Source organism: Shewanella sp. 0m-8, from assembly GCF_052977265.1.
Map to the genome: position 1 here is coordinate 104,915 of NZ_JBRIMB010000008.1, position 22,136 is coordinate 127,050.

Annotated in this window: 22 protein-coding genes and 1 tRNA gene; 13 read left to right on the forward strand and 10 right to left on the reverse strand. The window is 43.3% G+C overall.

Annotated elements, in window-relative coordinates; genetic code table 11:
- Positions 1–25: 25 nt before the first annotated feature.
- Complete coding sequence (locus tag ACVBIO_RS05970; RefSeq protein WP_447172188.1) at positions 26–1,111, reverse strand: general secretion pathway protein GspB; 1,086 nt, start codon at positions 1,109–1,111, stop codon at positions 26–28.
- A complete protein-coding gene (locus tag ACVBIO_RS05975; RefSeq protein WP_447172189.1) occupies positions 1,111–2,736 on the reverse strand; it encodes an AAA family ATPase in 1,626 nt (541 codons plus the stop codon). Before ACVBIO_RS05975 ends, ACVBIO_RS05970 begins: the two co-directional genes overlap by 1 nt.
- Positions 2,737–3,119: 383 nt before the next feature.
- On the opposite strand from ACVBIO_RS05975, the gene ACVBIO_RS05980 reads away from it, so the two are divergent.
- Together ACVBIO_RS05980 and ACVBIO_RS05985 are read left to right on the forward strand one after the other, a co-directional pair.
- Complete coding sequence (locus ACVBIO_RS05980; protein ID WP_447160361.1) at positions 3,120–4,343, forward strand: multifunctional CCA addition/repair protein; 1,224 nt, start codon at positions 3,120–3,122, stop codon at positions 4,341–4,343.
- Positions 4,344–4,576: 233 nt separating this feature from the next.
- Positions 4,577–4,843, forward strand: a complete 267-nt coding sequence (locus ACVBIO_RS05985) for an Lpp/OprI family alanine-zipper lipoprotein (RefSeq protein WP_447160360.1) — start codon at positions 4,577–4,579, stop codon at positions 4,841–4,843.
- 267 nt (positions 4,844–5,110) lie between these two features.
- Here ACVBIO_RS05985 and ACVBIO_RS05990 read toward each other — a convergent pair whose 3' ends face one another.
- The 5 genes from ACVBIO_RS05990 to folB are packed head-to-tail and all read right to left on the reverse strand — an operon-like array spanning position 5,111 to position 8,620.
- Complete coding sequence (locus ACVBIO_RS05990) at positions 5,111–6,010, reverse strand: L,D-transpeptidase family protein (protein WP_447163747.1); 900 nt, start codon at positions 6,008–6,010, stop codon at positions 5,111–5,113.
- A 53-nt stretch (positions 6,011–6,063) separates the two neighbouring features.
- Positions 6,064–6,897, reverse strand: a complete 834-nt coding sequence (locus ACVBIO_RS05995) for a putative RNA methyltransferase (RefSeq protein WP_447162700.1) — start codon at positions 6,895–6,897, stop codon at positions 6,064–6,066.
- A gap of 53 nt (positions 6,898–6,950) precedes the next feature.
- A complete protein-coding gene (locus ACVBIO_RS06000) occupies positions 6,951–7,751 on the reverse strand; it encodes an undecaprenyl-diphosphate phosphatase (RefSeq protein ID WP_447162701.1) in 801 nt (266 codons plus the stop codon).
- 23 nt (positions 7,752–7,774) lie between these two features.
- Entirely contained in the window at positions 7,775–8,266 is a 492-nt protein-coding gene (gene folK / locus ACVBIO_RS06005) for a 2-amino-4-hydroxy-6-hydroxymethyldihydropteridine diphosphokinase (RefSeq protein WP_447162702.1), read from the reverse strand.
- Complete coding sequence (gene folB, locus ACVBIO_RS06010; RefSeq protein WP_447162703.1) at positions 8,267–8,620, reverse strand: dihydroneopterin aldolase; 354 nt, start codon at positions 8,618–8,620, stop codon at positions 8,267–8,269.
- A 312-nt stretch (positions 8,621–8,932) separates the two neighbouring features.
- On the opposite strand from folB, the gene plsY reads away from it, so the two are divergent.
- Together plsY and ACVBIO_RS06020 are read left to right on the forward strand one after the other, a co-directional pair.
- Complete coding sequence (gene plsY, locus ACVBIO_RS06015; protein WP_447162704.1) at positions 8,933–9,535, forward strand: glycerol-3-phosphate 1-O-acyltransferase PlsY; 603 nt, start codon at positions 8,933–8,935, stop codon at positions 9,533–9,535.
- Positions 9,536–9,844: 309 nt separating this feature from the next.
- The gene (locus ACVBIO_RS06020) at positions 9,845–10,468 is read left to right on the forward strand and encodes a 2OG-Fe(II) oxygenase (RefSeq protein WP_447162705.1); all 624 of its coding nucleotides are present in this window, start codon (positions 9,845–9,847) and stop codon (positions 10,466–10,468) included.
- 64 nt (positions 10,469–10,532) lie between these two features.
- Here the strand turns inward: ACVBIO_RS06020 and tsaD are convergent, their stop codons facing one another.
- Entirely contained in the window at positions 10,533–11,549 is a 1,017-nt protein-coding gene (tsaD, locus tag ACVBIO_RS06025; RefSeq protein ID WP_447172190.1) for a tRNA (adenosine(37)-N6)-threonylcarbamoyltransferase complex transferase subunit TsaD, read from the reverse strand.
- A 228-nt stretch (positions 11,550–11,777) separates the two neighbouring features.
- Here tsaD and rpsU point away from each other — a divergent pair, with 228 nt between their 5' ends.
- The 5 genes from rpsU (at position 11,778) to ACVBIO_RS06050 (ending at position 16,678) form a co-directional block, all read left to right on the forward strand.
- Entirely contained in the window at positions 11,778–11,993 is a 216-nt protein-coding gene (gene rpsU, locus ACVBIO_RS06030) for a 30S ribosomal protein S21 (RefSeq protein ID WP_142872304.1), read from the forward strand.
- A gap of 7 nt (positions 11,994–12,000) precedes the next feature.
- Positions 12,001–12,444, forward strand: a complete 444-nt coding sequence (locus ACVBIO_RS06035; RefSeq protein WP_299801993.1) for a GatB/YqeY domain-containing protein — start codon at positions 12,001–12,003, stop codon at positions 12,442–12,444.
- A gap of 120 nt (positions 12,445–12,564) precedes the next feature.
- Positions 12,565–14,295, forward strand: a complete 1,731-nt coding sequence (dnaG, locus tag ACVBIO_RS06040) for a DNA primase (protein WP_447160352.1) — start codon at positions 12,565–12,567, stop codon at positions 14,293–14,295.
- Positions 14,296–14,421: 126 nt separating this feature from the next.
- A complete protein-coding gene (gene rpoD, locus ACVBIO_RS06045; protein WP_447160351.1) occupies positions 14,422–16,257 on the forward strand; it encodes an RNA polymerase sigma factor RpoD in 1,836 nt (611 codons plus the stop codon).
- A 344-nt stretch (positions 16,258–16,601) separates the two neighbouring features.
- Positions 16,602–16,678: transfer RNA gene (locus ACVBIO_RS06050), tRNA-Ile, on the forward strand.
- A gap of 282 nt (positions 16,679–16,960) precedes the next feature.
- Here ACVBIO_RS06050 and ACVBIO_RS06055 read toward each other — a convergent pair.
- Both ACVBIO_RS06055 and ACVBIO_RS06060 read right to left on the reverse strand, forming a co-directional pair.
- On the reverse strand, positions 16,961–17,290 hold the full coding sequence (locus ACVBIO_RS06055) for a hypothetical protein (protein ID WP_447172191.1): 330 nt from the start codon (positions 17,288–17,290) through the stop codon (positions 16,961–16,963).
- 111 nt (positions 17,291–17,401) lie between these two features.
- The gene (locus ACVBIO_RS06060) at positions 17,402–17,758 is read right to left on the reverse strand and encodes a hypothetical protein (RefSeq protein ID WP_447172192.1); all 357 of its coding nucleotides are present in this window, start codon (positions 17,756–17,758) and stop codon (positions 17,402–17,404) included.
- A 482-nt stretch (positions 17,759–18,240) separates the two neighbouring features.
- On the opposite strand from ACVBIO_RS06060, the gene ACVBIO_RS06065 reads away from it, so the two are divergent.
- The 4 genes from ACVBIO_RS06065 (at position 18,241) to ACVBIO_RS06080 (ending at position 21,505) form a co-directional block, all read left to right on the forward strand.
- Positions 18,241–19,593 carry a tyrosine-type recombinase/integrase gene (locus tag ACVBIO_RS06065; protein ID WP_447172193.1) on the forward strand — a complete coding sequence of 451 codons (1,353 nt, stop codon included), beginning with the start codon at positions 18,241–18,243 and terminating at the stop codon, positions 19,591–19,593.
- A 70-nt stretch (positions 19,594–19,663) separates the two neighbouring features.
- Positions 19,664–19,939 (forward strand): hypothetical protein, encoded by a 276-nt coding sequence (locus tag ACVBIO_RS06070; RefSeq protein WP_447172194.1) that lies wholly within the window; start codon positions 19,664–19,666, stop codon positions 19,937–19,939.
- 8 nt (positions 19,940–19,947) lie between these two features.
- Entirely contained in the window at positions 19,948–20,349 is a 402-nt protein-coding gene (locus tag ACVBIO_RS06075) for a hypothetical protein (protein ID WP_447172195.1), read from the forward strand.
- A 286-nt stretch (positions 20,350–20,635) separates the two neighbouring features.
- Positions 20,636–21,505 carry a hypothetical protein gene (locus ACVBIO_RS06080; RefSeq protein WP_447172196.1) on the forward strand — a complete coding sequence of 290 codons (870 nt, stop codon included), beginning with the start codon at positions 20,636–20,638 and terminating at the stop codon, positions 21,503–21,505.
- Positions 21,506–22,136: the final 631 nt, after the last annotated feature.

Consider the following 22,136-nt stretch of genomic DNA (forward strand, 5'->3'; position numbering starts at 1 on the left):
GTAATTGCCTGTATCGGTATAAGCTTTAAATGGCTGGGACCTTAAACTCCGTACCTTCAATAGCAAGCACTACATCCCTTGGCCTTATCTCAACGATTGTCAGCTTACCTTGAATGCTATCGCCTTCTTGCAGCTCAGCGCCATCAACGTTTAGCCAACGGTTATCAGGCACGCTCGAGTAGACATGGGCATTAATATTAAATTCAGGTACTTGTAACTGTAATCCCGCAGGTAATTGTCCATATTTGGGGATAGCATCTGACTTGGGTGTCGTTGGAATCGGATCTAGCTTTTCCTCCGTCACCGGACTTGCAACCGCATTTTCACGTTCAACATCTTTAAGCGCCGCTTCAAACGCCGCTAACAAGTTATTATTGTTATCAGCTGGCTTTTCACGCTCTAGACCAACATCATTTGCTGCGTATTCAACTTGATACTTCAAAGACTCAAGCAGCTCATCGCCACGCTTATTGCTATGCGCCCCTAAAATAATCGGCTCATCAGCACTCAATTGCTGTGATGATGTCTGCGTCCCCTGCCTTGAAGAGTTCTGGTTTATTCTCGCTTGCTGCGAGCCACTGTGCTCTACACTCTCTTGTGCACTAAGCAATGCAGCCATTAAGTCATTAGATTGCGGCTTTGAGGTCACAAATTGAGTTTGGTTCGCACTGGGTGACTGCCCTACATTGCGTACAGTTGCGGCTTGGGTCTCAAAAGCCTGAGCCACTGGCAACGCCACCTTTCCCGCTAAGCGGACTTCAGAGATAAGCTCGCCGCGACTTGATTCTGGTTCTGGTTCTAGTTCTAGTTCTGATTGTAATTGTAATTGTCGTTGTGGCTGTAGTTGTGATGATGACGCTTTGGCTGAAACTGGTTTACCGTTCACGCCTAAGGTTTGCACAACCGCTCCAGCTTCTGGATATAGCACGCGGCTTAACAGCCAGGCCGCTAGAATCATTAGCAATAGTGAACAGGTAAAAATAACAGCAAACCTTGCACTCTTGCTCGTCTGTCTTTCTCTGTACTGCGCTCTTGGAGTCAATACAACATCATGTGTTATCGCTTGAGACTGCTGCTTATCTCGCGTCACTGCATCGAGTAAAATCGACATTAATACAACCTTTTGTCTTGGCCTAAACGCGGGCCGGCATCACTTAAATATAAGTTGATCTGTACAAGCGTTTGCGCACCTGCGATACCATCAGCAATCAAACCATGTTGGCGTTGAAACGCCTTTAACTTTTGCTCTAACTCTGGATCAAAGCTGTTTACTAATCGAGGCGAGGTGTCGGTAACACGCGCTAAACTGTTTTCTAGCCACTGGATTTGGGCTTGATTAGCTAACTGTCCAATCTCTTTTGGCTGATTCTTTGGCGCTTGCCACAAGATCTCGAAGGTACCGGCAAAGTGACGGTTAAACCAGTCTCGACTTACCCATAATTGTTGCTCATCAAGTTGTAGCAAGATTTGATCACCCTGCCTTGAAACCACTGTGCCATAGAAAGCTTGCTGATTATCATCAGCTAAATACACCACAGCAGGATAATTAAGGCGGACTAAAGAGTGCCAATTACCTTGCTGCTGGAAACAATCAAGCCCCTGCTGTTTTGCAGCCTGACATGCAGATAAACCAATATAAGGCACCTTGCCCCACAAACCTAAAATGCTGGCATAAGCGGTATCAATATCACGACTTTCAGAGATAGCAGTATTGAGTACACGCTGGCTACTGCTTAACTGGCGGCGACTGTCCTCCTGTTTAGTCATGCTGACATCAGCCACTGCCGCAGTTTGTGTGGCTTCAACACTTGAAAAAGCGCTTGGCAAGCCACTTGAGCCTGATGGACTAAACAGATAAAACGCAACACCAAAGGTTGCAACAAGCGATGCAGCGACTGCAACAGGCAGTAATACACTTTTTTTCTCAGGCTCTTCACCTAAGACTTCAGCCGATGCTAAGCGCACCATCTTATTATCAATCGGCACTTTAGATTGCGCGTAGCTGGCCATAAGTGCCCTCTCACACAACAAGTTGATTAATCTTGGAATACCGCCGCTGTACTTGTGTAACGCCTTGATTGCGCTTTTGTGGAACAGCGGCTCATGACGTCCAGCCACTTGAAGTCGATGCTGCACATACAAGGCAACCTCCTCAAGCGTTAGCGGCAATAAATGATAACGAGCAGTAATTCGCTGTGCTAACTGACGCAGCTCTTGTCTTTTAAGTAATTGCTGTAGTTCTGGCTGCCCGATCAAAATCACTTGCAGTAGTTTTTTGGTATCAGTCTCTAGATTCGTCAACAGCCTTAACTGCTCAAGTACTTCGGCTCGAAGGTGCTGCGCTTCATCGATGATCAATACCGTATTGCGGTCTTTGCTGTGATTATCAAGCAAGAACTTACTGATTAAGTCTGTAAGCTGCTTTAGGCTTGGGTTGTCGCCATAAACAATGCCGAGCTCATCACACAAGGTTGCCAGTAATTCAGACTCGGTCAATGACGGGTTTAAAATAAATGCCGTATCGGTATTATCTGGAAGCTGCTGTAACAAACAACGTGAAACGGTGGTCTTGCCGGTACCTACTTCACCCGTTAGCAATACAAAGCCACCGGTTTCACCTAGCCCATAGGTAAGATGGGCTAAAGCCTCTCTATGGCGATCACTCAAAAACAGATAGTGAGGGTTCGGCGCGATAGAAAACGGATTATCATTTAAGCCAAAGAAAGCCTTATACATGCGAGCTTTTATCCTTTTAAAACCTGTAAAGCCAACCACAAGTGATGGGTTGGATTTTTTATGCACACGAGTTAGAGTACGTTTAGAGATGAATTGCCAATTAATACTTTTAACCTGCATTCGCCAACAAACGCGAGCGTTTCACTTCGACTTAAGCGCTAGCATGAGCACAAACCATAAGCATAAACGTAGAATTAAGACTCACGTTAAAGCCAAGGGCTATGCTTGTCAAAATTTGCTTTAACTTATTCAGCTAAAGTAAGCTCAATATCAAATTGAGACGCATATCTTGCCAGTAATCGTCCCATATTCGCTATCATAAGCCCTAAAGGCACAATCGTTCCGTGCTACACTCCCACCTAAGTTACTTAGCGAGAAACCTTGTGAAAATTTACCTAGTTGGCGGCGCCGTCCGCGACACATTACTCAACCTAGATGTGAAAGACCATGACTATATGGTGGTTGGCGCAACACCGCAGCAGATGCTTGCACTTGGTTACAATCAAGTAGGTAAAGACTTCCCGGTATTTTTACACCCTAAAACGGGGCAAGAACATGCGCTTGCACGCACTGAGCGTAAAACGGCCGCCGGTTATGGTGGTTTCAGTGTTGACGCTGCACCGAACGTGACCCTAGAGCAAGACCTGCTCCGCCGAGATTTAACCATTAATGCTATCGCCCAGGATGACGATGGGAAGTTATATGACCCATATAATGGCGTAGCGGATATAGAAAAGCGCATTTTAAGACACGTATCAGATGCATTTATCGAAGATCCGTTGCGAGTACTTCGCGTTGCACGCTTTGCCGCTCGCTTCCACTCTCTTGGGTTCACTATTGCGCCTGAAACCATTAATTTGATGACTAAAATAAGCCAAAGCGGTGAGCTTGAAGCCTTAACGGCTGAACGTGTCTTCGTCGAATTAGATAAGGCATTAGCCACCGATAGCCCACAGGTATTTTTCAAAGTATTAAGAGCTTGCGGCGCACTTGCAGTGCTATTTCCTGAGATTGAAGCCCTATTTGGCATTGAACAACCTCAAAAATGGCACCCAGAGATCGATACCGGCATTCACACTTTAATGGTACTTGAGCAAGCTGCTAAGCTGACAAAAGATAACGCTGTAAGGTTTGCTGCACTGGTACACGATTTAGGTAAAGCCCTTAGCCCGAAAGAGCATCTACCTAAACATTATGGACATGGCCAAAAGGGCTTACCACTCATTAAAGCCCTCTGTTTACGCATTCGAGTGCCTAATGAATATCGCGATCTTGCACTCTTGGTTAGCGACCAGCATCAAAATATTCATAACATAACCGAGCTTAGAGCCGACACCATCGTCAAACTATTTGATAAAGCAGATTTTTGGCGTAAGCCACAACGTCTACTGCAACTACTTATCGCTTGCGAAGCCGATAGTAAAGGTCGAGCGGGATTAGAATTAACCCCTTACCCTCAGGCGGATTACCTTAAGCAGTGTTTTTTAGCGGCTTCAGCTGTTGAGGTTAAGTCAATCATAGAGCAAGGCTATAAAGGCGCGGCGATCCGAGAGCAATTAAATATCGCTAGAATTATGGCTGTTCAGGCCATCAAGGACTTACACTAATTTTGATATAAATAAAAAACTCATCAAAAGTTCATACTTTTGGTCTAGTATTAGAGTTGTGTTAAATATGTATAATTTACACTTAGCTTGCAGTTGCGGTAATTTTCGCTAAGTTATTCAGGCCTTAGCGTTAAAATGCATAGCAAAATTTTTTGTCTGTGACATAATTAACCAGTTCAGTTGTCATGTGCAGCTGTACTTATTTAATCCAACCTAAATAAAGGGAATTCCCGATGAATAAAAAAGTACTTTTGATTGCTGGTGTAGCAATGACTGCCCTTCTAGGTGGCTGTGCAAACACTACTGCTCTTGAAGAAAGCGTTGCAAACCTAGGTAACAAAGTTGACCAGCTTTCAGCTGAAGTTAGCTCTCTAAAGTCAGATCACGCTAAAATGTCTGCAGACATCAACGATGCAGCTGCTGTAGGCGTTGCTGGTCTTGCTGAAGCAGAACGTGCTAACGCGCGTATCGACAACATCGCTTCTTCTTACAAGAAGTAATATGTTTAGGAATTTGGCCTAATTTTTATTCAGGCTAACTCCCAAGGCTTGGTTTCAGGTATTGCACTTGACCAAGCCTTAAATTTATCTGCAGTATCTTTTTCCCAGCAAACCTCCCAACAGCTAATTACTATCCATTTACCGCCGCCTAAAACAAAACGTTAGCGCTAGTGTGTGATATCAATGCAGTCATGAAAGTGCAGACAATAAAAAAGCGCCCAATATGGACGCCTTTAAAATAATACCAATCAATAATCAACTTTACGATTAGCTTTGAATGTTCACCGGGATCCCAGCTTGAGTCAGTAACGCATCATTGGCTTTGCTGTAATCTACGTCTTCTTTACCAATAAACTCAACCACACCACGACTCATTTCACGGACCTTATCACTGCCACCGTTAGCCGTTGAAAGTGGCGAATGCACCTCGATTAATTGACGTCCATCAGGTTCTGTCGATGTTTTAACGGTTTCGTTGATAATCGTAACCTGGTCACCGTATTTTACCTTATCGAACAACCATTCAATGTCATCAGGATTGAGACGAATACAGCCTGCACTAACACGCATGCCGATGCCAAAGTCTTTGTTTGTTCCGTGAATAAGGTAGCTGCCGTCGCCATAAGAAAGCTGAATGGCAAACTTACCTAATGGGTTATCCGGCCCAGCGGGAACCACACGAGGTAACTCTTCGCCAAGTTCCTCTAAGTGCTCTTTACGAATACTAGCAGGCGGTGTCCAACTTGGATTAGGAATACGTGACTTGATCTTAGTGACCATTTCAGGTGTTTCTCGGCCAATACGGCCAATTCCCACAGGGAACACATGCACTTCTTTACCGCCTTTAGGGAAGTAATATAAACGCAGCTCAGCTAAATTAATCACCACACCTTTATGAGGCACATCAGGCAGTAACATTTGCGTTGGGATCAATAAACGGCTACCAGGTGTTGGCAAAAATGGGTCAACGCCAGGATTAGACTCCATCAATTCCAAAATACCGATATTGTATTGTTTTGAAATCGTCTGGAAGAAGTCCCCCTTCTGTACGACGTGCTCTTGCAACTCCCCAACTAGGCGGCTGCCATCTTGAGGAATTGAATAAACATTGGCAAATGAAGTCAGTGGCAAAAATGCCAAGATGAACAACAGCAAATTACGCATCATCAGTTTTTCAGTTTCCGATTAGTTGAATAAGCAAAGGTTAACCTGAGCACAGATTATTTTCTAGTCATCACGTTAATAACAAAGTCGATTTCTAATGTATCAAACTGAGCATGTTGAATTTGATGACGCACCTTATCATTCGCACGCCATGCATACGGTGTCATTTCAAGTAGTGCTATTGCCTGTTCGCCCGATACACTTGCCGTAAGAGATAAGCGCTCACTATGCTGCAACTCAAGCTCTTTAGGTAAATTATCACTAACTGGCTTTTCAGATAAGTCTGGGTAGATAAACTCACGAATTTGCCATAAATGCCTAGGACCCGCAGCCACTTGCAGTATCACGCCATCTTGCTTCAGTACACGAGTCAACTCTTTGCCTTTTAACTGCTTATCGATCAACGTGACCAAATCAAAGCTTTCATTGGCAAAAGGTAAGTGCTTCAACGTTGAAACGATATAGGTAGGACTCGCCTCCGCTTTAGCAGCAGCAAATATGGCATTCTCAGCTTCACCGATACCCGTTTGGGTTAATGACAGCTCGGGCTTTAACTCAGACAAAATGCCCTTTACCGTACGCAAGAAGTAACCATCACCACAATCAAAGTCCAGCTGAGACAAGGCCTCTGCGGAGATAACTTGAGGTAACTCAGCAATAACCTTGGCAATCGCTTGTGCTAGCGGAATATAGATCCCCGACTCAAGTACATAGCGCTTAGCACGCATCACTGCGCGTGAGTCTGCTTTAGGTTTTTTGGGTTGGCTAAACACCCAGTAGCCTTGCTCATTGATGTCAAAGTGATGCTTGTTTTCACAGTGCAAGCCTTTCGACTCTTCATGCACCATAAAGGGTGACTGACATACAGGACAAAGATAAATACTATTCATAACACGCTCATCAATTAGCTTGAATGCTTAAATTATAGGGTGACTTTATCTATTTACAGGAAGATAAAGCCACATAACACCGCACCTAAAGCGAGGCGATAAATCACAAATGGTGTCATACCCATCTTACTTATGATCTTCAAAAAGTAATGGATACAGATGTATGCCGCTATAAATGACACCACGATACCCAAACCCAGTGCTTGGTAATCGATAACTTGACCGCTATCGAGCAGATCTTTAGTGACCAAAATCGCAGCGCCTAAGCTCACAGGTACCGACATCAAAAATGAAAAACGTGCCGCGGCTTCGCGACTTAATCCTAGCATCAAGGCTGCGGTAATCGTAGCACCAGAACGTGAGGTACCCGGTATAAGCGCCATCGCCTGTGCAATACCAATCACAAGGGCTTTTTTCCAGCCGACTTGAAACTCATTAAACCCTTCACGCTGCATTTTATCTGCCCACCACAGTAATAGACCAAAAATAATGGTGGTGGCTGCAATCACTTCCATATTGCGAAAATGGGTTTCGATAAAACCTTTTGCGCTAAAACCAACAATTACAGCAGGAATAGTCGCTAAAATAATCCACCAAGATAACTTACTTTCTTGGGTTTGCTTACCTGTAACAATACTGCCTGTCCAAGCAGTAAACATTGATAACAGCTCGCGGCGGAAATACATCACCACGGCTAATAGCGATCCCGTATTGACTGCCACATCAAACGACAAGCCTTGATCTTCCCAGCCCAACAGCTGAGCAGGTAAAATAAGGTGAGCAGAACTTGAGATCGGCAAAAACTCGGTGAGACCCTGAATAAGAGCCAATATAATCACCTGAAAGGTATCCATAACTATCCTAAATCAAAAAAGGTTTACTTCGACCAGCTAAACTCTACTGGCCATAATGACTGCTGACTCTTGTCGTAGTTATCCCAAAGGGCTTGGTACGACTGTTGGACAACGGGGTGGATTAAAGAGGGAGCAATTTCCGCTAATGGCCATAAAACAAAGGCATTATAAAGGATCTCCGCTCTTGGAAGTTCTATTGGCTGAGTTGTAACGGTATCGTCATACAGCAATAGATCTAAATCTAAAGTTCTTGGGGCAAATTTCTTAGCCCCTTTCACTCGACCATGGTTCTGTTCAATCTGTTTAAAAGTGCTAACTACCTCAGCTATCGGTAACTCAGTTTGGGCGGCAACCACCATATTAAGAAAGTTAGTCCCTTCAAAACCCACAGCTTCACTTTCAAATACTGACGACAGTTCGAGCGCATCAAAATAGTCATTAAGATCGGTTAACGCAGCCTTAAGGTGACGTTCAGGTTCGATATTGCTACCAAGGCTGATAAAAATCTTCGCCATCTATGCATAACCTCTTTCAATCTCGACACCCACTGCAGATGCTGTGGGCACCGCTCCCGGCTTCATCACTTTAACTTTGACCCAAGGCACATTAAATTCACTCATCACACAAGCTGCAATCAACTCAGCTACGGTTTCAATTAACTCTATCGGCTTTTCGGTGATCAACGCTGTCAATCGGTTCGACACCGTTTCATAGCAAAGGGCATGCTGATAATCATCACTTGCTGCTGCAAGTCGATTATCCCAAGCCATGTCTAAGTCGATAAGCAAGCTCTGATGGATCTGTTTTTCCCACTCATAGATCCCGATTACGGTTTCAATTCTCAGTTCTCTAATCAGTACTTTATCCATGATGTCTCCAAAACGTTAATCAATGACTCTGAGGTCAGATAAGCTAAAACGAACAAAAGAGATATAATCCGCCCCAAAGCTGAAATATTACGCTAACGCTCTTTCTAACGAGACCAAACCAAAGTAGGATAACTCTCGCTATATAAAGAATTATTAAATAATTGTCGCTTATGAGAGCAAGGCTGCGACCAAAGCATTTCAAACAATATTTTATGTACTCGTTATGTGTTTAATTCATCTGTAACCAACAAAACACACAAGCACATTTTTTATGTGGCGCGATGATACCCTAAGAAGGATAAGGAAACCAATTTGACCGTAACTGTACTCACAATCGTCATGATCTTGGGCGCCTATTTGGCAGGCTCAGTGTCGAGTGCTGTTTTGGTGTGTAAGCTACGTGGTCTTCCCGATCCCCGCACCCAAGGCTCAGGGAACCCTGGCGCGACCAATGTGCTACGGATCGGTGGAGCCAGTTCTGCCGCGTTAGTGCTATTTTGCGATATGTTAAAAGGCGCCGCTCCCGCATACTTAGCCTTTAGACTTGGTGTCGACCCTATCGCATTGGGCGTGATTGCTATTGCCGCCTGTCTTGGGCATATTTTCCCAGTCTTTTTTGACTTCAAAGGCGGCAAAGGCGTCGCAACAGCATTCGGTGCTATGGCTCCTATCGGTCATGACCTAGCACTATGGTTAATGGGCTCATGGATTGTCATCCTTCTACTCACACGTTACTCCTCTTTCGCGGCAATTTGTACCGCGTTACTGGCTCCGGTATACACCTGGTGGCTCGATGACAGATTTACTATCCCAGTAGCCATGCTCTCGACGCTGATAGTAATTCGTCATAAAGACAATATTAAACGCCTGCTTAAGGGTGAAGAGTCTAAGATTTCTCGAAAAAAGCCATCGTGATATTAAAACAAATGCCTTTAACAATTGATTAGCTCGCTAGGATTAATCTCTGTACCTGCCCCTTTCAGCTTTCTTCTGCACGACCTATTTACACGAAAGAGTATTTTAGAAATTGCTTTTTAACTAAGGCTACCTATACTTGCTGCGATTGCTTTTTATCCATCGCGGACTATAACCGCGCCGATTTTGATTGAGTTGCTAGCTTGACCGAGCCGCAACCCGTTCTGACACTACCTCGAATACAGCGCTCAGCCTCTTTGAGCCTGCCAGTAAAGCTATCGTGTTCTCTCCTTTTGAGTACCTTTTGTTATGGTTCCACAATTAAGTGAAGCTGTGATGGATACCATTGCCGATGCATTGGTTGAAACCGGCTATATCGTTCTGTCCGACGCGCTACCGTTATCTGTATGTGAGCAGTTATTACAAAGCTCTAAAAGTGCCACTTGGGACGACTTTCGACCTGCGGCGATTGGACGTGGTGGCGAACAGCAACGCGTAGAAACGATACGCAGCGATAAAATTCGTTGGCTGTCAGAACAGCGCCCTTCAGACAAACTCTACCTTGAACTCATGACACAGCTTCGCGAGGGCATGAACAAACGACTGTTTTTAGGACTATTTGATTTTGAGAGCCACTACGCCATTTATGAGCCTGGTGCATTTTATCAAAAACATTCAGATGTATTACAAGGAACAAGAAATCGCATTTTAACCTCAGTCCTGTTCCTCAACCATGACTGGCAACCCGAGCATGCTGGTGAATTGATCGTATATGATAAAAGCGATAATAAACTAGCAACCATTACGCCTGAATTTGGTAAATGGGTGGTATTTTTAAGCGAACGCTTCCCCCACGAAGTACTGCGCACCGGAGTTAACCGTTACAGTATTGCGGGCTGGTTCCGTGTGAGTAACGCTAACCACGGATTTTAATAGATATACTGTAGTCATAAAAACGGCGCTCAATGAGCGCCGTTTTTTTATTTATTTTAAAACCTTAATCAACAGGCTCTAAAGTATCGAGTGGCCATCTTGGCTGCCCTTTTACCGCTAGGTCTTCAACTTGACCCGCTCTTAAACGCTGCAGACCGGCATAGGCAATCATCGCGCCGTTATCGGTACAGAACTCACCGCGAGGGTAATACACTTTACCACCTAAGCCTTGCATCATATCGCTCAAAGATGAGCGTAGACGAGTATTCGCACTCACGCCGCCCGCAATCACAAGGTTCTTATAACCCGTCTGCTTTAAGGCGCGCTTACATTTAATCGCTAAGGTATCAACAACAGCTTCTTCAAAGGCGCAGGCGATATTGGCGCGAGTTTGAGCATCTTTCGGCTCTGCAGCAATCGTATTTGCAGCAAACGTCTTAAGGCCAGAAAAACTCATGTTAAGCCCAGGCTTGTCTGTCATAGGACGAGGGAAGCGATAACTATTGGGTACGCCTTTAGCGGCAAGTTTTGACAACCTTGGACCACCAGGGTAATCAAGCCCCATTAATTTAGCGGTTTTATCAAATGCTTCACCAGCTGCATCATCAACAGACTCACCCAGCACTTCATAGCGGCCTATTCCTTCAACGCCAACCAGCATGGAATGACCGCCCGAAACCAACAAAGCAAGAAACGGAAACTCTGGTACGTCATCTTCCAGCATGGGCGCTAACAAGTGCCCTTCCATATGATGTACACCAATTGCAGGTTTATCCCAGGAAAATGCCAATGCACGCCCCACACAAGCACCGACTAATAATGCGCCAATAAGTCCAGGCCCTTTGGTATAAGCAATACCATCGATATCCTCGATAGTCATGTCAGCATCGGCTAACGCCTGGCGTATTAAAGGTACAATTTTGCGAACATGGTCGCGAGAGGCCAACTCAGGCACAACCCCACCATAGTCGGCATGCAATTTAACCTGACTGTAAAGCGCATGCGACAGCAAGCCCTTTTCATCGTCATAAACCGCAATTCCTGTTTCATCACAGGATGTTTCAATACCTAAAACCCGCATTATTTCTCGTCTTCGGTTGACATAATTACCGCTAATTCTACCTGTTGTGCTTTAATTACTCCATAGTCCTGTCACGGTCTGCGGATAATATCGACGAATATGCCCTATTCAGATCGCTTTAAGGGGTTTACAAGAGGGTGCGAGTCGGTATAGAATTCCGCACCATTTTTAAATAATCTGAGTCAAGTAATTGTCTCAATACAACCTACACCTAAGGGGTGATGGCGTATGCCAATTATTAAAGTACGTGAAAACGAACCATTCGACGTAGCTCTTCGTCGTTTCAAGCGCTCTTGTGAAAAAGCTGGTATCTTAGCTGACGTTCGCGCTCGTGAATTCTACGAGAAGCCAACTACTTGCCGCAAGCGTGCTAAAGCCGCTGCAGTTAAGCGTCTAGCTAAGAAGCTTTCTCGCGAAAACGCACGTCGCGTACGTTTATACTAATCTCATTATGAGCCTAGTTGATCAGCTAAAAGACCAAATGAAAGAAGCCATGCGCGCGAAAGAAAAGCTGCGTTTGGGGACGATTCGTATGGCACTAGCCGCCGTTAAGCAAGTTGAAGTGGATACCCGCGAAACTCTGACTAACGACCAAGCTATAGCGGTCTTAACCAAAATGGTAAAGCAGCGTCGCGATTCTATTGCTCAATATGAAGCAGCAGGCCGTGACGAACTAGCGCAGATAGAAGCAGAAGAAATTCTAGTTTTAGAAAAGTTTTTGCCTCAACCTCTTTCAGAAGAGGAAGTCATTGCGTTAGTTGATGCAAGCATCGTTGAGATGGGAGCATCCACCATGGCGGATATGGGTAAAGTAATGGGAGCATTAAAACCAAAGGTAATGGGTAGAGCTGACATGGCGGCAATTGGCGCTATGATCCGTGCAAAACTCAAATAACTTTAGTTTTATTGCATGAATGAGCCGTGCTTCTGCACGGCTTGTTTGTTTTCGAAATTCCCAAATTTGATTTCACGAAACTTTTGATTTCACGTAACAAGGCGGCATTTAACAATACTAATGGCGATACCTCGTGATTTTATTAATGAGCTAGTAGCTCGCACTGATATTGTCGATCTCATCGACCCTAAAGTGCCCCTAAAAAAGGCGGGTAAAAACCACTCTGCCTGTTGTCCTTTTCATAGCGAAAAATCTCCCTCTTTTACAGTCAGCAGAGACAAGCAGTTTTATCATTGCTTTGGCTGCGGCGCGCACGGCAACGTCATCGATTTTGTCATGGAATATGACCGACTCGACTTTGTTGATGCCATTGAAGAACTCGCCGGACAATTGGGACTTGAAGTTCCACGGGAGCAAGGTACAGGGAAGCCACGCGATCAAGAATTGAGTCGCGATTTATATCAGTTAATGGAAGAAGCTAGCCTATTCTTTCAAAGCCAACTAAGGCAACACACAGACAAACATAAAGTCCTTGATTATCTTGAACATCGAGGCCTTTCAAAAGAAGTGGTTGAACACTTCAATATCGGCTTTGCACCCGATGGGTGGGATGGCTTACTCAGCCGTTACCGTCAAAACCAAGACTCGCAAGACAAGCTGCTTACCGCAGGAATGGTGATCGAGAACGACAGTGGCAAACGCTACGATAGATTCCGCGACCGCCTAATGTTTCCAATCCGAGACAGACGCGGACGAGTCATCGGCTTTGGAGGCAGAGTTTTAGGAGACGGTACACCGAAGTACTTGAATTCTCCAGAAACGCCCATATTTCATAAGGGTAATGAGCTTTATGGCCTATATGAATTAAAACAGCGTCACCGCGAACCACAAAGAGTCTTGATTGTTGAAGGCTATATGGACGTAGTGGCGTTGGCACAGTTTGATGTTGACTATGCGGTAGCCTCTTTAGGTACATCGACCACAGCTGATCAATTTCAGTTGCTACTACGTAGTGCAAAAGAAGTCATCTGTTGTTATGACGGTGATAAAGCCGGAAAAGAAGCTGCATGGCGCGCACTAGAAACTTCACTGCCGCTGCTGAAACCAGGTAATCAGGTTCGATTTATGTTTCTTCCTGAAGGTGAAGATCCCGATACCTTGGTTAGGCAAATTGGCAAAGAAGCGTTTGAAGCGCAAATTGACCAAGCTATGGCACTTCCTGAATTTTTGTTTGAGAACCTCACAAAAACTTATGGCAATGAAGATAAGAGTGTATTGGCAAAAAATGCCATTAAACTCATAGAAAAAGTACAGGACACTGTATTACAGAGCCTGTTACTCGAAGATTTAGCACACAAGCTAAGAATGAACGGTGCCGATGAGCTTAAGCGAAAATTTAACTTTTCGACTAAGATGGCCGAAAAGCCAAGTCAGCACAAAGCGTTGAAAGGACGAGGTACGCCTCTGCGATTAGCCATCGCGTTGCTAGTACAACATCCGCATTTGGGTGAAAAACTACCCGAACAACCAGCGCTAAAACATATACAGATGGCCGGCATAGACTTGCTGACCCTTGTATTAGATTTAACTCGCGGGCAAGCAATAAGCAGCGCACAACTACTTGAACAGTTCAGGGGCGATAACCAATTCAGCACCCTAAAAAAACTGACCCAATGGGATCATCAAGTGGCGGATGAAAACTTGCTTCAAAAGTTAAAAGAAACCCTCGTGTGGTTAAATAACCAGTATCTTGAACAACGTTATCAGGAACTGAGTATGAAGAAGAACCTCACGAAAGAAGAGCGGTTACAGCTTAGTAAGCTAATTTCAGTGATTAAAAGTAAGGCTTAGATAGAGATTTAGCCTCAAAAGTAAACACTTGGACTAGCACAGAGAAGCACCGAAGGCTATAATTGACGACTTGCGCGGCTGTTTTTTGCCCGTCGTTTTAACTGTTTCCCAACTTGGATGATATCTATGGATCATACTCCGCAGTCGCAACTTAAATTGTTGCTCGCCAAAGGTAAAGAGCAAGGTTACTTAACCTATGCAGAAGTGAACGATCACTTACCTGCAGACATGGTCGATTCTGACCAGATTGAAGATATTATCCAGATGATCAATGACATGGGTATTCGAGTCTATGAACAGGCTCCGGATGCTGATGATATCATGATGTCTGAAGACAGCACCGATGAGGATGCTGCTGAAGAAGCTGCTGCTGCGCTTGCAACAGTAGAATCTGAATTAGGTCGTACAACCGACCCAGTACGTATGTATATGCGTGAAATGGGTACCGTTGAACTTCTTACTCGTGAAGGCGAGATTGTTATCGCTAAACGTATCGAAGAAGGTATCAACACGGTTCAAGCATCTGTAGCGGAATATCCGCAAGCGATTGCTATGATCCTTGAGCAATTCGACCGTTATGAAGCTGAAGAAGTCAGACTATCTGACATTATCTCAGGCTTCATCGATCCAAATGCTGAAGATGTTGCTCCAACTGCAACTCACGTTGGTTCTGATTTATCTGATGATGAATTAGATGACGAAGACGACGATGACGATGATGATGATGACGAAGAAGAGGAAGGTCCAAAGGGTCCTGATCCTGAAGAAGCTAAAGAGAAATTCACTACGCTTCGCGTCGCTCATGAAAACGCATTAAGAATCATTGCAGAAAAAGGCCGTGGTCACCCTGAGTCGACTGTCGCCCTTTTTGAAATTGGCGAGATCTTCAAAGAGTTCCGTTTAATGCCTAAGCAGTTTGACCGCTTAGTTAAAAACATGCGCTCTATGATGGATAAAGTCCGTGTTCAAGAACGTTTGATCATGAAGCTATGTGTTGAACAAGCTAAAATGCCGAAGAAAAACTTCGTCAAAGTTTATACTAGCAACGAAAGCAGCATTGAATGGTTCAATGACGAACTCGCATCAGGTAAATCATATGTAGAAGGTCTACAAATGGTTGAATTTGATGTACAGCGTTGTCGTGCAAAGCTTGATGCTATCGAAGTTGAAACGGGTCTAGCGATCGGTGCAATTAAAGATATCAACCGTCGTATGTCTATCGGTGAAGCGAAAGCTCGTCGTGCGAAGAAAGAGATGGTTGAAGCAAACTTACGTCTAGTAATTTCTATCGCGAAAAAGTACACCAACCGTGGTCTACAGTTCTTGGATCTAATCCAGGAAGGTAATATCGGCTTGATGAAAGCGGTAGATAAGTTCGAATACCGTCGTGGTTATAAGTTCTCAACTTATGCGACTTGGTGGATCCGTCAGGCGATCACTCGCTCTATTGCTGACCAAGCAAGAACGATCCGTATCCCAGTACATATGATTGAGACAATCAACAAGCTTAACCGTATCTCTCGCCAAATGTTGCAAGAGATGGGTCGTGAACCTTCTCCTGAAGAGTTGGCAGAGCGCATGTTAATGCCTGAAGATAAGATCCGTAAGGTACTTAAGATAGCTAAAGAGCCGATCTCAATGGAAACGCCTATTGGTGACGATGAAGATTCGCACTTAGGTGACTTCATTGAAGATACGACGCTTGAACTACCTCTTGACTCAGCGACAGGCGAAAGCTTGAAGAACGCGACTCACGAAGTCTTAGCAGGTCTAACGGCTCGTGAAGCTAAAGTACTGCGTATGCGTTTTGGTATCGACATGAATACTGATCACACGCTAGAAGAAGTGGGCAAGCAGTTTGACGTAACACGTGAACGTATTCGTCAGATTGAAGCTAAAGCGCTACGTAAGTTGCGTCACCCTTCTCGCTCTGAGATCTTAAAGTCGTTCCTAGACGAGTAATCGTCAAACACTTTAACTCAAATAGAAAAGCTGCCGAATAGGCAGCTTTTTTTGCTTAAAAATGGGTATGACTACCGCTGTGAGTAATCAATCAAAGCTCCCCCTCAGATTAAGCACCTCAATACTACGCGTAACAAAACTATCTGTAACCTAGTCGCTATGACCTTGAATTTTGCTCAAAAATTCGATTAATCATAAAAGTGGTCATTAAAACCAAGCCATATTGATTAACAGATAAGCAGTCGTGCATCTATAAGTGTATTTCGAGTAAAATCTCTGGTGACAAGCGCCAGTAAACCTCGTATACTTCTCAGCGCTTTCGATAGTGACGACTATCTTAAGTCGGCCCCTTAGCTCAGTTGGTTAGAGCATACGACTCATAATCGTCAGGTCCCCAGTTCGAGTCTGGGAGGGGCCACCAAATTAAAACGAAGAAGCCCATTGATTCAATGGGCTTTTTTGTACCTGAAATTCAAGAACTGCTATTTTGCAAGTTTTGAACTTAGGGCCCATCGCACACATATCGCACAAAACCATGCAACCCAGTGCAAAAGGGGTGCACTTTCAATACTAATCCTTTTTGTCTCCGATTCAAGTTTTGAGTCCAAACGCTTTTCACTCAGAAACAATGACGAGATGCTAAAAACAAAAAAACGCCCAACTTTCGGTGAGCGCTCTTAAATAATGAACTGATGAGTATTAGCTAGATCAACGTTGACCAATCGAATACATCTTCTTCCGCTGGCTTTTTAACAGCAGCTTCAACATCACCCATCACTGCGGCTGTATCCGCCTCCTCACAAGCATTATCGTTAGCGGCCATATCTTGCTGCATTAAATTACTCACAAACTTCTCAAGATCGGTTAGCAAGTATCGAATAGCCCCTTTGTCTTTAATAAACCGAGGAGCCAGACCGTCATCTATCTTGGTCGATTTTTTTGAGCGACTTTTCTGCAAGGCACTCAAAGAGCAACTTATCGCTGCCGCAGCTTCAACTTCAGTCAACAATACTTGGTTTGCAATAACTAACATTTTAAGGGCTCCCTTCTAGACACCCTTAAATTTTAAGCGAGATGAAAAATTCCAAAAAATTCTGGTTAAGCTCTAATGTGGAGTTAAATGTTGTGAGCACCTACCTCCAATTTAAATCCTCACACTTTCTTTCGCTGATGACTCAACAAGCACAGACCAGTCAAATTGATCTTCTTCCTGCTCAATATCAAGCGAAGTCGGAATAGCAGGAGCTTCGCTTCGGTTAGGTAAATAGAAAGTCTCAAGCTCAGTGTAGAAATCCTTAGCGCCCTTTTCAGCTTTAAATTGACGTAAGGTCTCAACACTATAGCGAACCCCGCCCAAATGCTTCACAAAAGCCGGTGCCAAACCATTCAAAATCCTAGTGTCGCCTTTGGTTCTACTTTTCTGCAAGGTGCTAACAGAGAGCTTGAGGTGTTCAGCCGCTTCGACTTCTGTGAATAGTAGTTTTGTTATTTCTTGGCGCATTCGGTAACTCCTCTATTAGAAGAACCGAACTTTAAATAAAAAAATAAAAAGTCAGAAATCGGGGGGTAAGCTCTAATCCATCGTCACATAACCAAACCAACCGAAACAACCTAAACCAATGAATAAATTGATATTTAGATTAAAGCACCAATGTATTCATTATCGTCGAGAGTAGCTGTTAAAAATAAATATAAATTATTTTTAACATGTAACGCACTGTTTTATAAGCGATACCTTTAAATTTAGTCATTTTTTTAATCAAAAAGCGTAATTACAGCTTAACCACGATTCTTTAAAAAAAAAATTTACTGCCATCATCTACTCAACAAGCACTTAAACCCACTAAAAACGAGAGACGATACATGTTATATAACTTAATCATTATTATGCTACTTCCAATGATAACGCAGCTTTATAAAGCCATTGATAGCAAGGTTTCGGACCTATTCCTAAAGAACTTTACTGTCTACGGAGCTGGGAAGATGCCTGGCGAAACCAAGGCAGAACAAACCCGTGCAAAGCTCAATGATTGGTTCAACAAAAAAATTAGTTATGTTGAAATTAATGTTCTCGCTATCGATAACTTAAATGTACGCCTGTACCGAAATGGGTTTAACAGTGAGAATGATGAGCTAAAGGTTATTTTGGAATCAGGAGTAGTCTTCTATAGTCGCGCTCGGTTACCACTCCAAAAGCACTCTAAGCAGAAAAGAATTTGCGATCTATCAGCAGCAACAAAACTGGATAAAAGGGTTAACTCACACTTAGGGTCGATTGCTGCTCAGCAAGCCATTCATCAAAATGGTCGAAATATTCACGCCAGTAAACCAATGCCAACGCTTGGAGAGTATTTACCTGAGTACCAAAATTTAATCTATTTAAGCAATCCTAAAACCGCAGCATCAAAAACGAATCTGATTGAACATCACTTCTCAAATTTACTATCGCTCCCGATTAATGAAATATCTAAAAGCCATCTACTAAAATGGCTAAGATTTCATACAGTCAAGCTAACAAGTAAACAGCTTAGCTCAGGTATGTCACCTTATGATTTAGCCGAGTCAACAATAAAAGGCGCTATGAGTACCTTAAGAGCTGCAATACGTGCGGCCTCGGAAGATCCTCGTCACCCTTTCGTATTCGATGAAGAGCTACTGTGTAAGCCTCTAAAGGTGCAAGTTAACAATACTGAAGATAAATACTATACAGATAATGAACTCTCAGAAATTTACCAAGAGTTGGCTGCAAGAGATAAGCAAAAGCTTAAAGGGAAGACTGTAGGGTCAGTTTATGCCGACTACTTTACTCCACTAGCACTGCTGTGTTTCCACACAGGCCTACGCCCTAGTTACGCACTACAAATAATGAAGAGCGATATCAACTTTGCCGATAAAAAACTAAAAATTCGCGCGACGGTAGGGAAAATCAAAAAAGACCAATATATTGAGATCACGCCTGAAATCGAAGCGATTTTAAAAGAATGGCTAAAACACTCATGTCACCAAACAACTGCGACTCAATGGTTATTCCCAAGTCCCAGGAGCAAAGGAGCCCATATTACTAGCTACAAAAAAACGAAGGCTAGCTTTATAAAGCGTCTTAGCTTTGCCCATCTTGACTTTAGAATTATTAGACATACTTTCGCCACTAGACATACCAAGCAAACTAATAACATCCGCAAAACTCAAATTGCTTTGGGTCATAAAAGCTCACAAACAACAGAACGTTATTCTCATGTGATCCAAGATGATCACTGTAACGATATGGATGACTACTCTGAATCACTAAATCATATTATGCCGGCTAAAGCTCAAGGTTGCTCTGTGCATACTTAGTGTTCGCCTAAAACTCGCCTTCTCACTTTCTACCTAGTTGTTGAACATCAAAAACAACAGGAGAACGTCGATGAAAGCGAGTTTTCAATGCCAACTAAATACCTTGGTGAACTTACTTGATGAGATATCAAGCTGCCTTGTAGAAGAGCAGATGTATATCGATAGAGCACTATATACGCTTGAAACAGAACTCAACTTTTTAGAGTTCGCCATAAGGAAACACTTGAGCAAAAAACACGTATTACCACTGCAGCAAGAACAGGTAATCACGTTTTTTCGCCAACACTTCAAGGATTCGCAAGTGGTAGCCCTAACTACTGATGAGGACACATCATTAGTCAATTAGGAGCCACAATGAGTGATAAGAAGTCACCTTTTATCAGAGAGTATCAAAGGCAATCTAAATCGCCTTGGCGCGACCATAGCACTATTTTGTTACTGGCTGGCTACCAAGTAACACAAGACGATGATATCGAATTGAGCTTTAGTCGATACATCTATCAACATAGAGATTCTGCTGGGAGGATTTTAGGCATGAGTATCAGTAAATCGATACAAGAAGAGCATCCAGAGCTAGATAGTCAGTATCTGGAGGATTTGGATATGTACATGGTGTTGCTGCTGCTCAAAGAAGAAATACAAAGCTTCTGCGGCTTATTTGATGACGAATTCGAAGCTATTTTTGGATTGCCTCCTGAAATTTACTTCGACATAGCTGAACAACATTGGGCACAAAAATTAGAGGACAGTTTATAGCAACTACTAGCGAGCCATTAGGCTCGCTTTCTTGGGCTCTTTAAGCTTTCTCTTAGCAACACGTATCAAAATTAGGTTAATAGACAGGCATCAATAGCATTTTGCATCGGTGTAGATAAGGCAAATCGTACATAACAACGGTTAGTGACCGAGGTTCTATTGAGCCTAAACAACAAACACTTTTACTTATTAACTATTCTGCCGTCATCACTATATATGCGGTAGTTACTTTTACGCTTGCCTAAATCGATTTGTAAGTGACGATTGCAAGTGTCTGGAGCCTGTTATGAACAACAAGACTAAAACTGCAGTAAAGTCCCTTTATCCCAAAGGTGATGGCCGAATTGAAGATTCACACCACTTAACTCAACTCTCTTTAATTGAGAATGTACTCATTTTTCCAACTGCCTTAACTGTTGAACAAGCCAAGCACAATGCAAAAGAGCTTGAAAGGAAACAATCCCTAAGCCACGCAGAGGCCATGAAGTGCATTTGTTGGGGTAACGGTATTCATAACGTACAAAGCTTCAACGAAGCACTGCCTCAGCTTGTAAAGTCAACGTTTGGAATCGAACATACTGAGTTTGGGCTTTACTCTAATGACGATAGTTACACTGGTTTTTGGTGGGTTGAAGCAGGAACAACTAAATATACCAGAGTCGCAATTCCAGGTATCAAAAATACAGAGCAGAACCTAACAAACATGCTTGTTGAGCGACTGTTACCTGTTAGAGAAGACTCGCCTAAACAAGTTAAGTTTCTAAATGCGGTCAAAGACTGTCTGATTTATTTAGGGCGTGGTTACACCCTCGCTCCACACCGAAAAAACCTCAATCAAGTTCAAGATATTTATGAAATCGACATCGATATTAAAAAGCTCATATTTGGCAGCAAAGGCTCAGCAGACAAGCTTTTGAGCTACGCATTGGCAAGCTGCTACAACACGCGATACACCACTGCTCTAATGATGTTTCAGAGTCTTGAAGCTAAAAGTGAATCCCTTGAAATAACAAAGATTGACCTTGCTAATAAGTATGAGCGGGAGGAGCTTGCTAGCGGCTTCCGCTACCCTCAATTTGGCGACATGTGCATGCAACTCGATGAAGTGCAGAAGGATATTCTAAAGAGGCTACTCGAAAACTATCAAGGCTGGTAAGAGGTAGCAGGCTATAGCATGAAGTGGCTTAGATAGAGAGCTAAGTCACGAAAACAACACTTTTGCCTACGCTAACGAAAACGGAACAGCATAGCACCGAAAGTACTTTAAAAGTCATACTACTCATGAATTCGCCGATAATGTAACTGAGCCAAATAATATCCTTCTAGACAGGGTTAATGGCACCTGCTCCACAGAACTAAAGAATAACTACTGATAACTAACAATCCTTGAGACCAAGAATTCATTCGGGTATTTGCGCTATATTGGCTACTGTTTTGATAATTAACACTCATCAATTACCATGCCTATTTGGCTTACATTTGCCAAAAACAAGACGAATAGTGTAAAGAATCCAGCTTGAAAACGAGTCTATAAGGCTCGTGGGGAATACAATCAAAATAAGCAGACTAAGTTGTAACTTTTAACTTTGGCCTTAGTTACAAATAAATTATCAAATCTATACAGAGTCTTTATGGGAGGACGCTAGGGTTTCGTACAAGTTGTATTGGTCAGCACGGATATGTGCTCAAATTCAGCTTGTAAGAGAAATAAAAAAAATGACAACTAAACTAACAATAACTATTAATGCGATTCTATTTTCAGCCATATTCCTAGCATGCCCAATACA

Bases quoted from the DNA above. Each gene is read 5' to 3' on its own strand.
- ACVBIO_RS05970 (WP_447172188.1), bottom strand. From the start codon at position 1,111: ATGTCGATTTTACTCGATGCAGTGACGCGAGATAAGCAGCAGTCTCAA.
- ACVBIO_RS05975 (WP_447172189.1), bottom strand. From the start codon at position 2,736: ATGTATAAGGCTTTCTTTGGCTTAAATGATAATCCGTTTTCTATCGCG.
- ACVBIO_RS05985 (WP_447160360.1), top strand. From the start codon at position 4,577: ATGAATAAAAAAGTACTTTTGATTGCTGGTGTAGCAATGACTGCCCTT.
- ACVBIO_RS05990 (WP_447163747.1), bottom strand. From the start codon at position 6,010: ATGATGCGTAATTTGCTGTTGTTCATCTTGGCATTTTTGCCACTGACT.
- ACVBIO_RS05995 (WP_447162700.1), bottom strand. From the start codon at position 6,897: ATGAATAGTATTTATCTTTGTCCTGTATGTCAGTCACCCTTTATGGTG.
- ACVBIO_RS06000 (WP_447162701.1), bottom strand. From the start codon at position 7,751: ATGGATACCTTTCAGGTGATTATATTGGCTCTTATTCAGGGTCTCACC.
- folK (WP_447162702.1), bottom strand. From the start codon at position 8,266: ATGGCGAAGATTTTTATCAGCCTTGGTAGCAATATCGAACCTGAACGT.
- folB (WP_447162703.1), bottom strand. From the start codon at position 8,620: ATGGATAAAGTACTGATTAGAGAACTGAGAATTGAAACCGTAATCGGG.
- ACVBIO_RS06020 (WP_447162705.1), top strand. From the start codon at position 9,845: ATGGTTCCACAATTAAGTGAAGCTGTGATGGATACCATTGCCGATGCA.
- tsaD (WP_447172190.1), bottom strand. From the start codon at position 11,549: ATGCGGGTTTTAGGTATTGAAACATCCTGTGATGAAACAGGAATTGCG.
- rpsU (WP_142872304.1), top strand. From the start codon at position 11,778: ATGCCAATTATTAAAGTACGTGAAAACGAACCATTCGACGTAGCTCTT.
- ACVBIO_RS06035 (WP_299801993.1), top strand. From the start codon at position 12,001: ATGAGCCTAGTTGATCAGCTAAAAGACCAAATGAAAGAAGCCATGCGC.
- dnaG (WP_447160352.1), top strand. From the start codon at position 12,565: ATGGCGATACCTCGTGATTTTATTAATGAGCTAGTAGCTCGCACTGAT.
- rpoD (WP_447160351.1), top strand. From the start codon at position 14,422: ATGGATCATACTCCGCAGTCGCAACTTAAATTGTTGCTCGCCAAAGGT.
- ACVBIO_RS06055 (WP_447172191.1), bottom strand. From the start codon at position 17,290: ATGTTAGTTATTGCAAACCAAGTATTGTTGACTGAAGTTGAAGCTGCG.
- ACVBIO_RS06060 (WP_447172192.1), bottom strand. From the start codon at position 17,758: ATGCGCCAAGAAATAACAAAACTACTATTCACAGAAGTCGAAGCGGCT.
- ACVBIO_RS06065 (WP_447172193.1), top strand. From the start codon at position 18,241: ATGCCTGGCGAAACCAAGGCAGAACAAACCCGTGCAAAGCTCAATGAT.
- ACVBIO_RS06070 (WP_447172194.1), top strand. From the start codon at position 19,664: ATGAAAGCGAGTTTTCAATGCCAACTAAATACCTTGGTGAACTTACTT.
- ACVBIO_RS06075 (WP_447172195.1), top strand. From the start codon at position 19,948: ATGAGTGATAAGAAGTCACCTTTTATCAGAGAGTATCAAAGGCAATCT.
- ACVBIO_RS06080 (WP_447172196.1), top strand. From the start codon at position 20,636: ATGAACAACAAGACTAAAACTGCAGTAAAGTCCCTTTATCCCAAAGGT.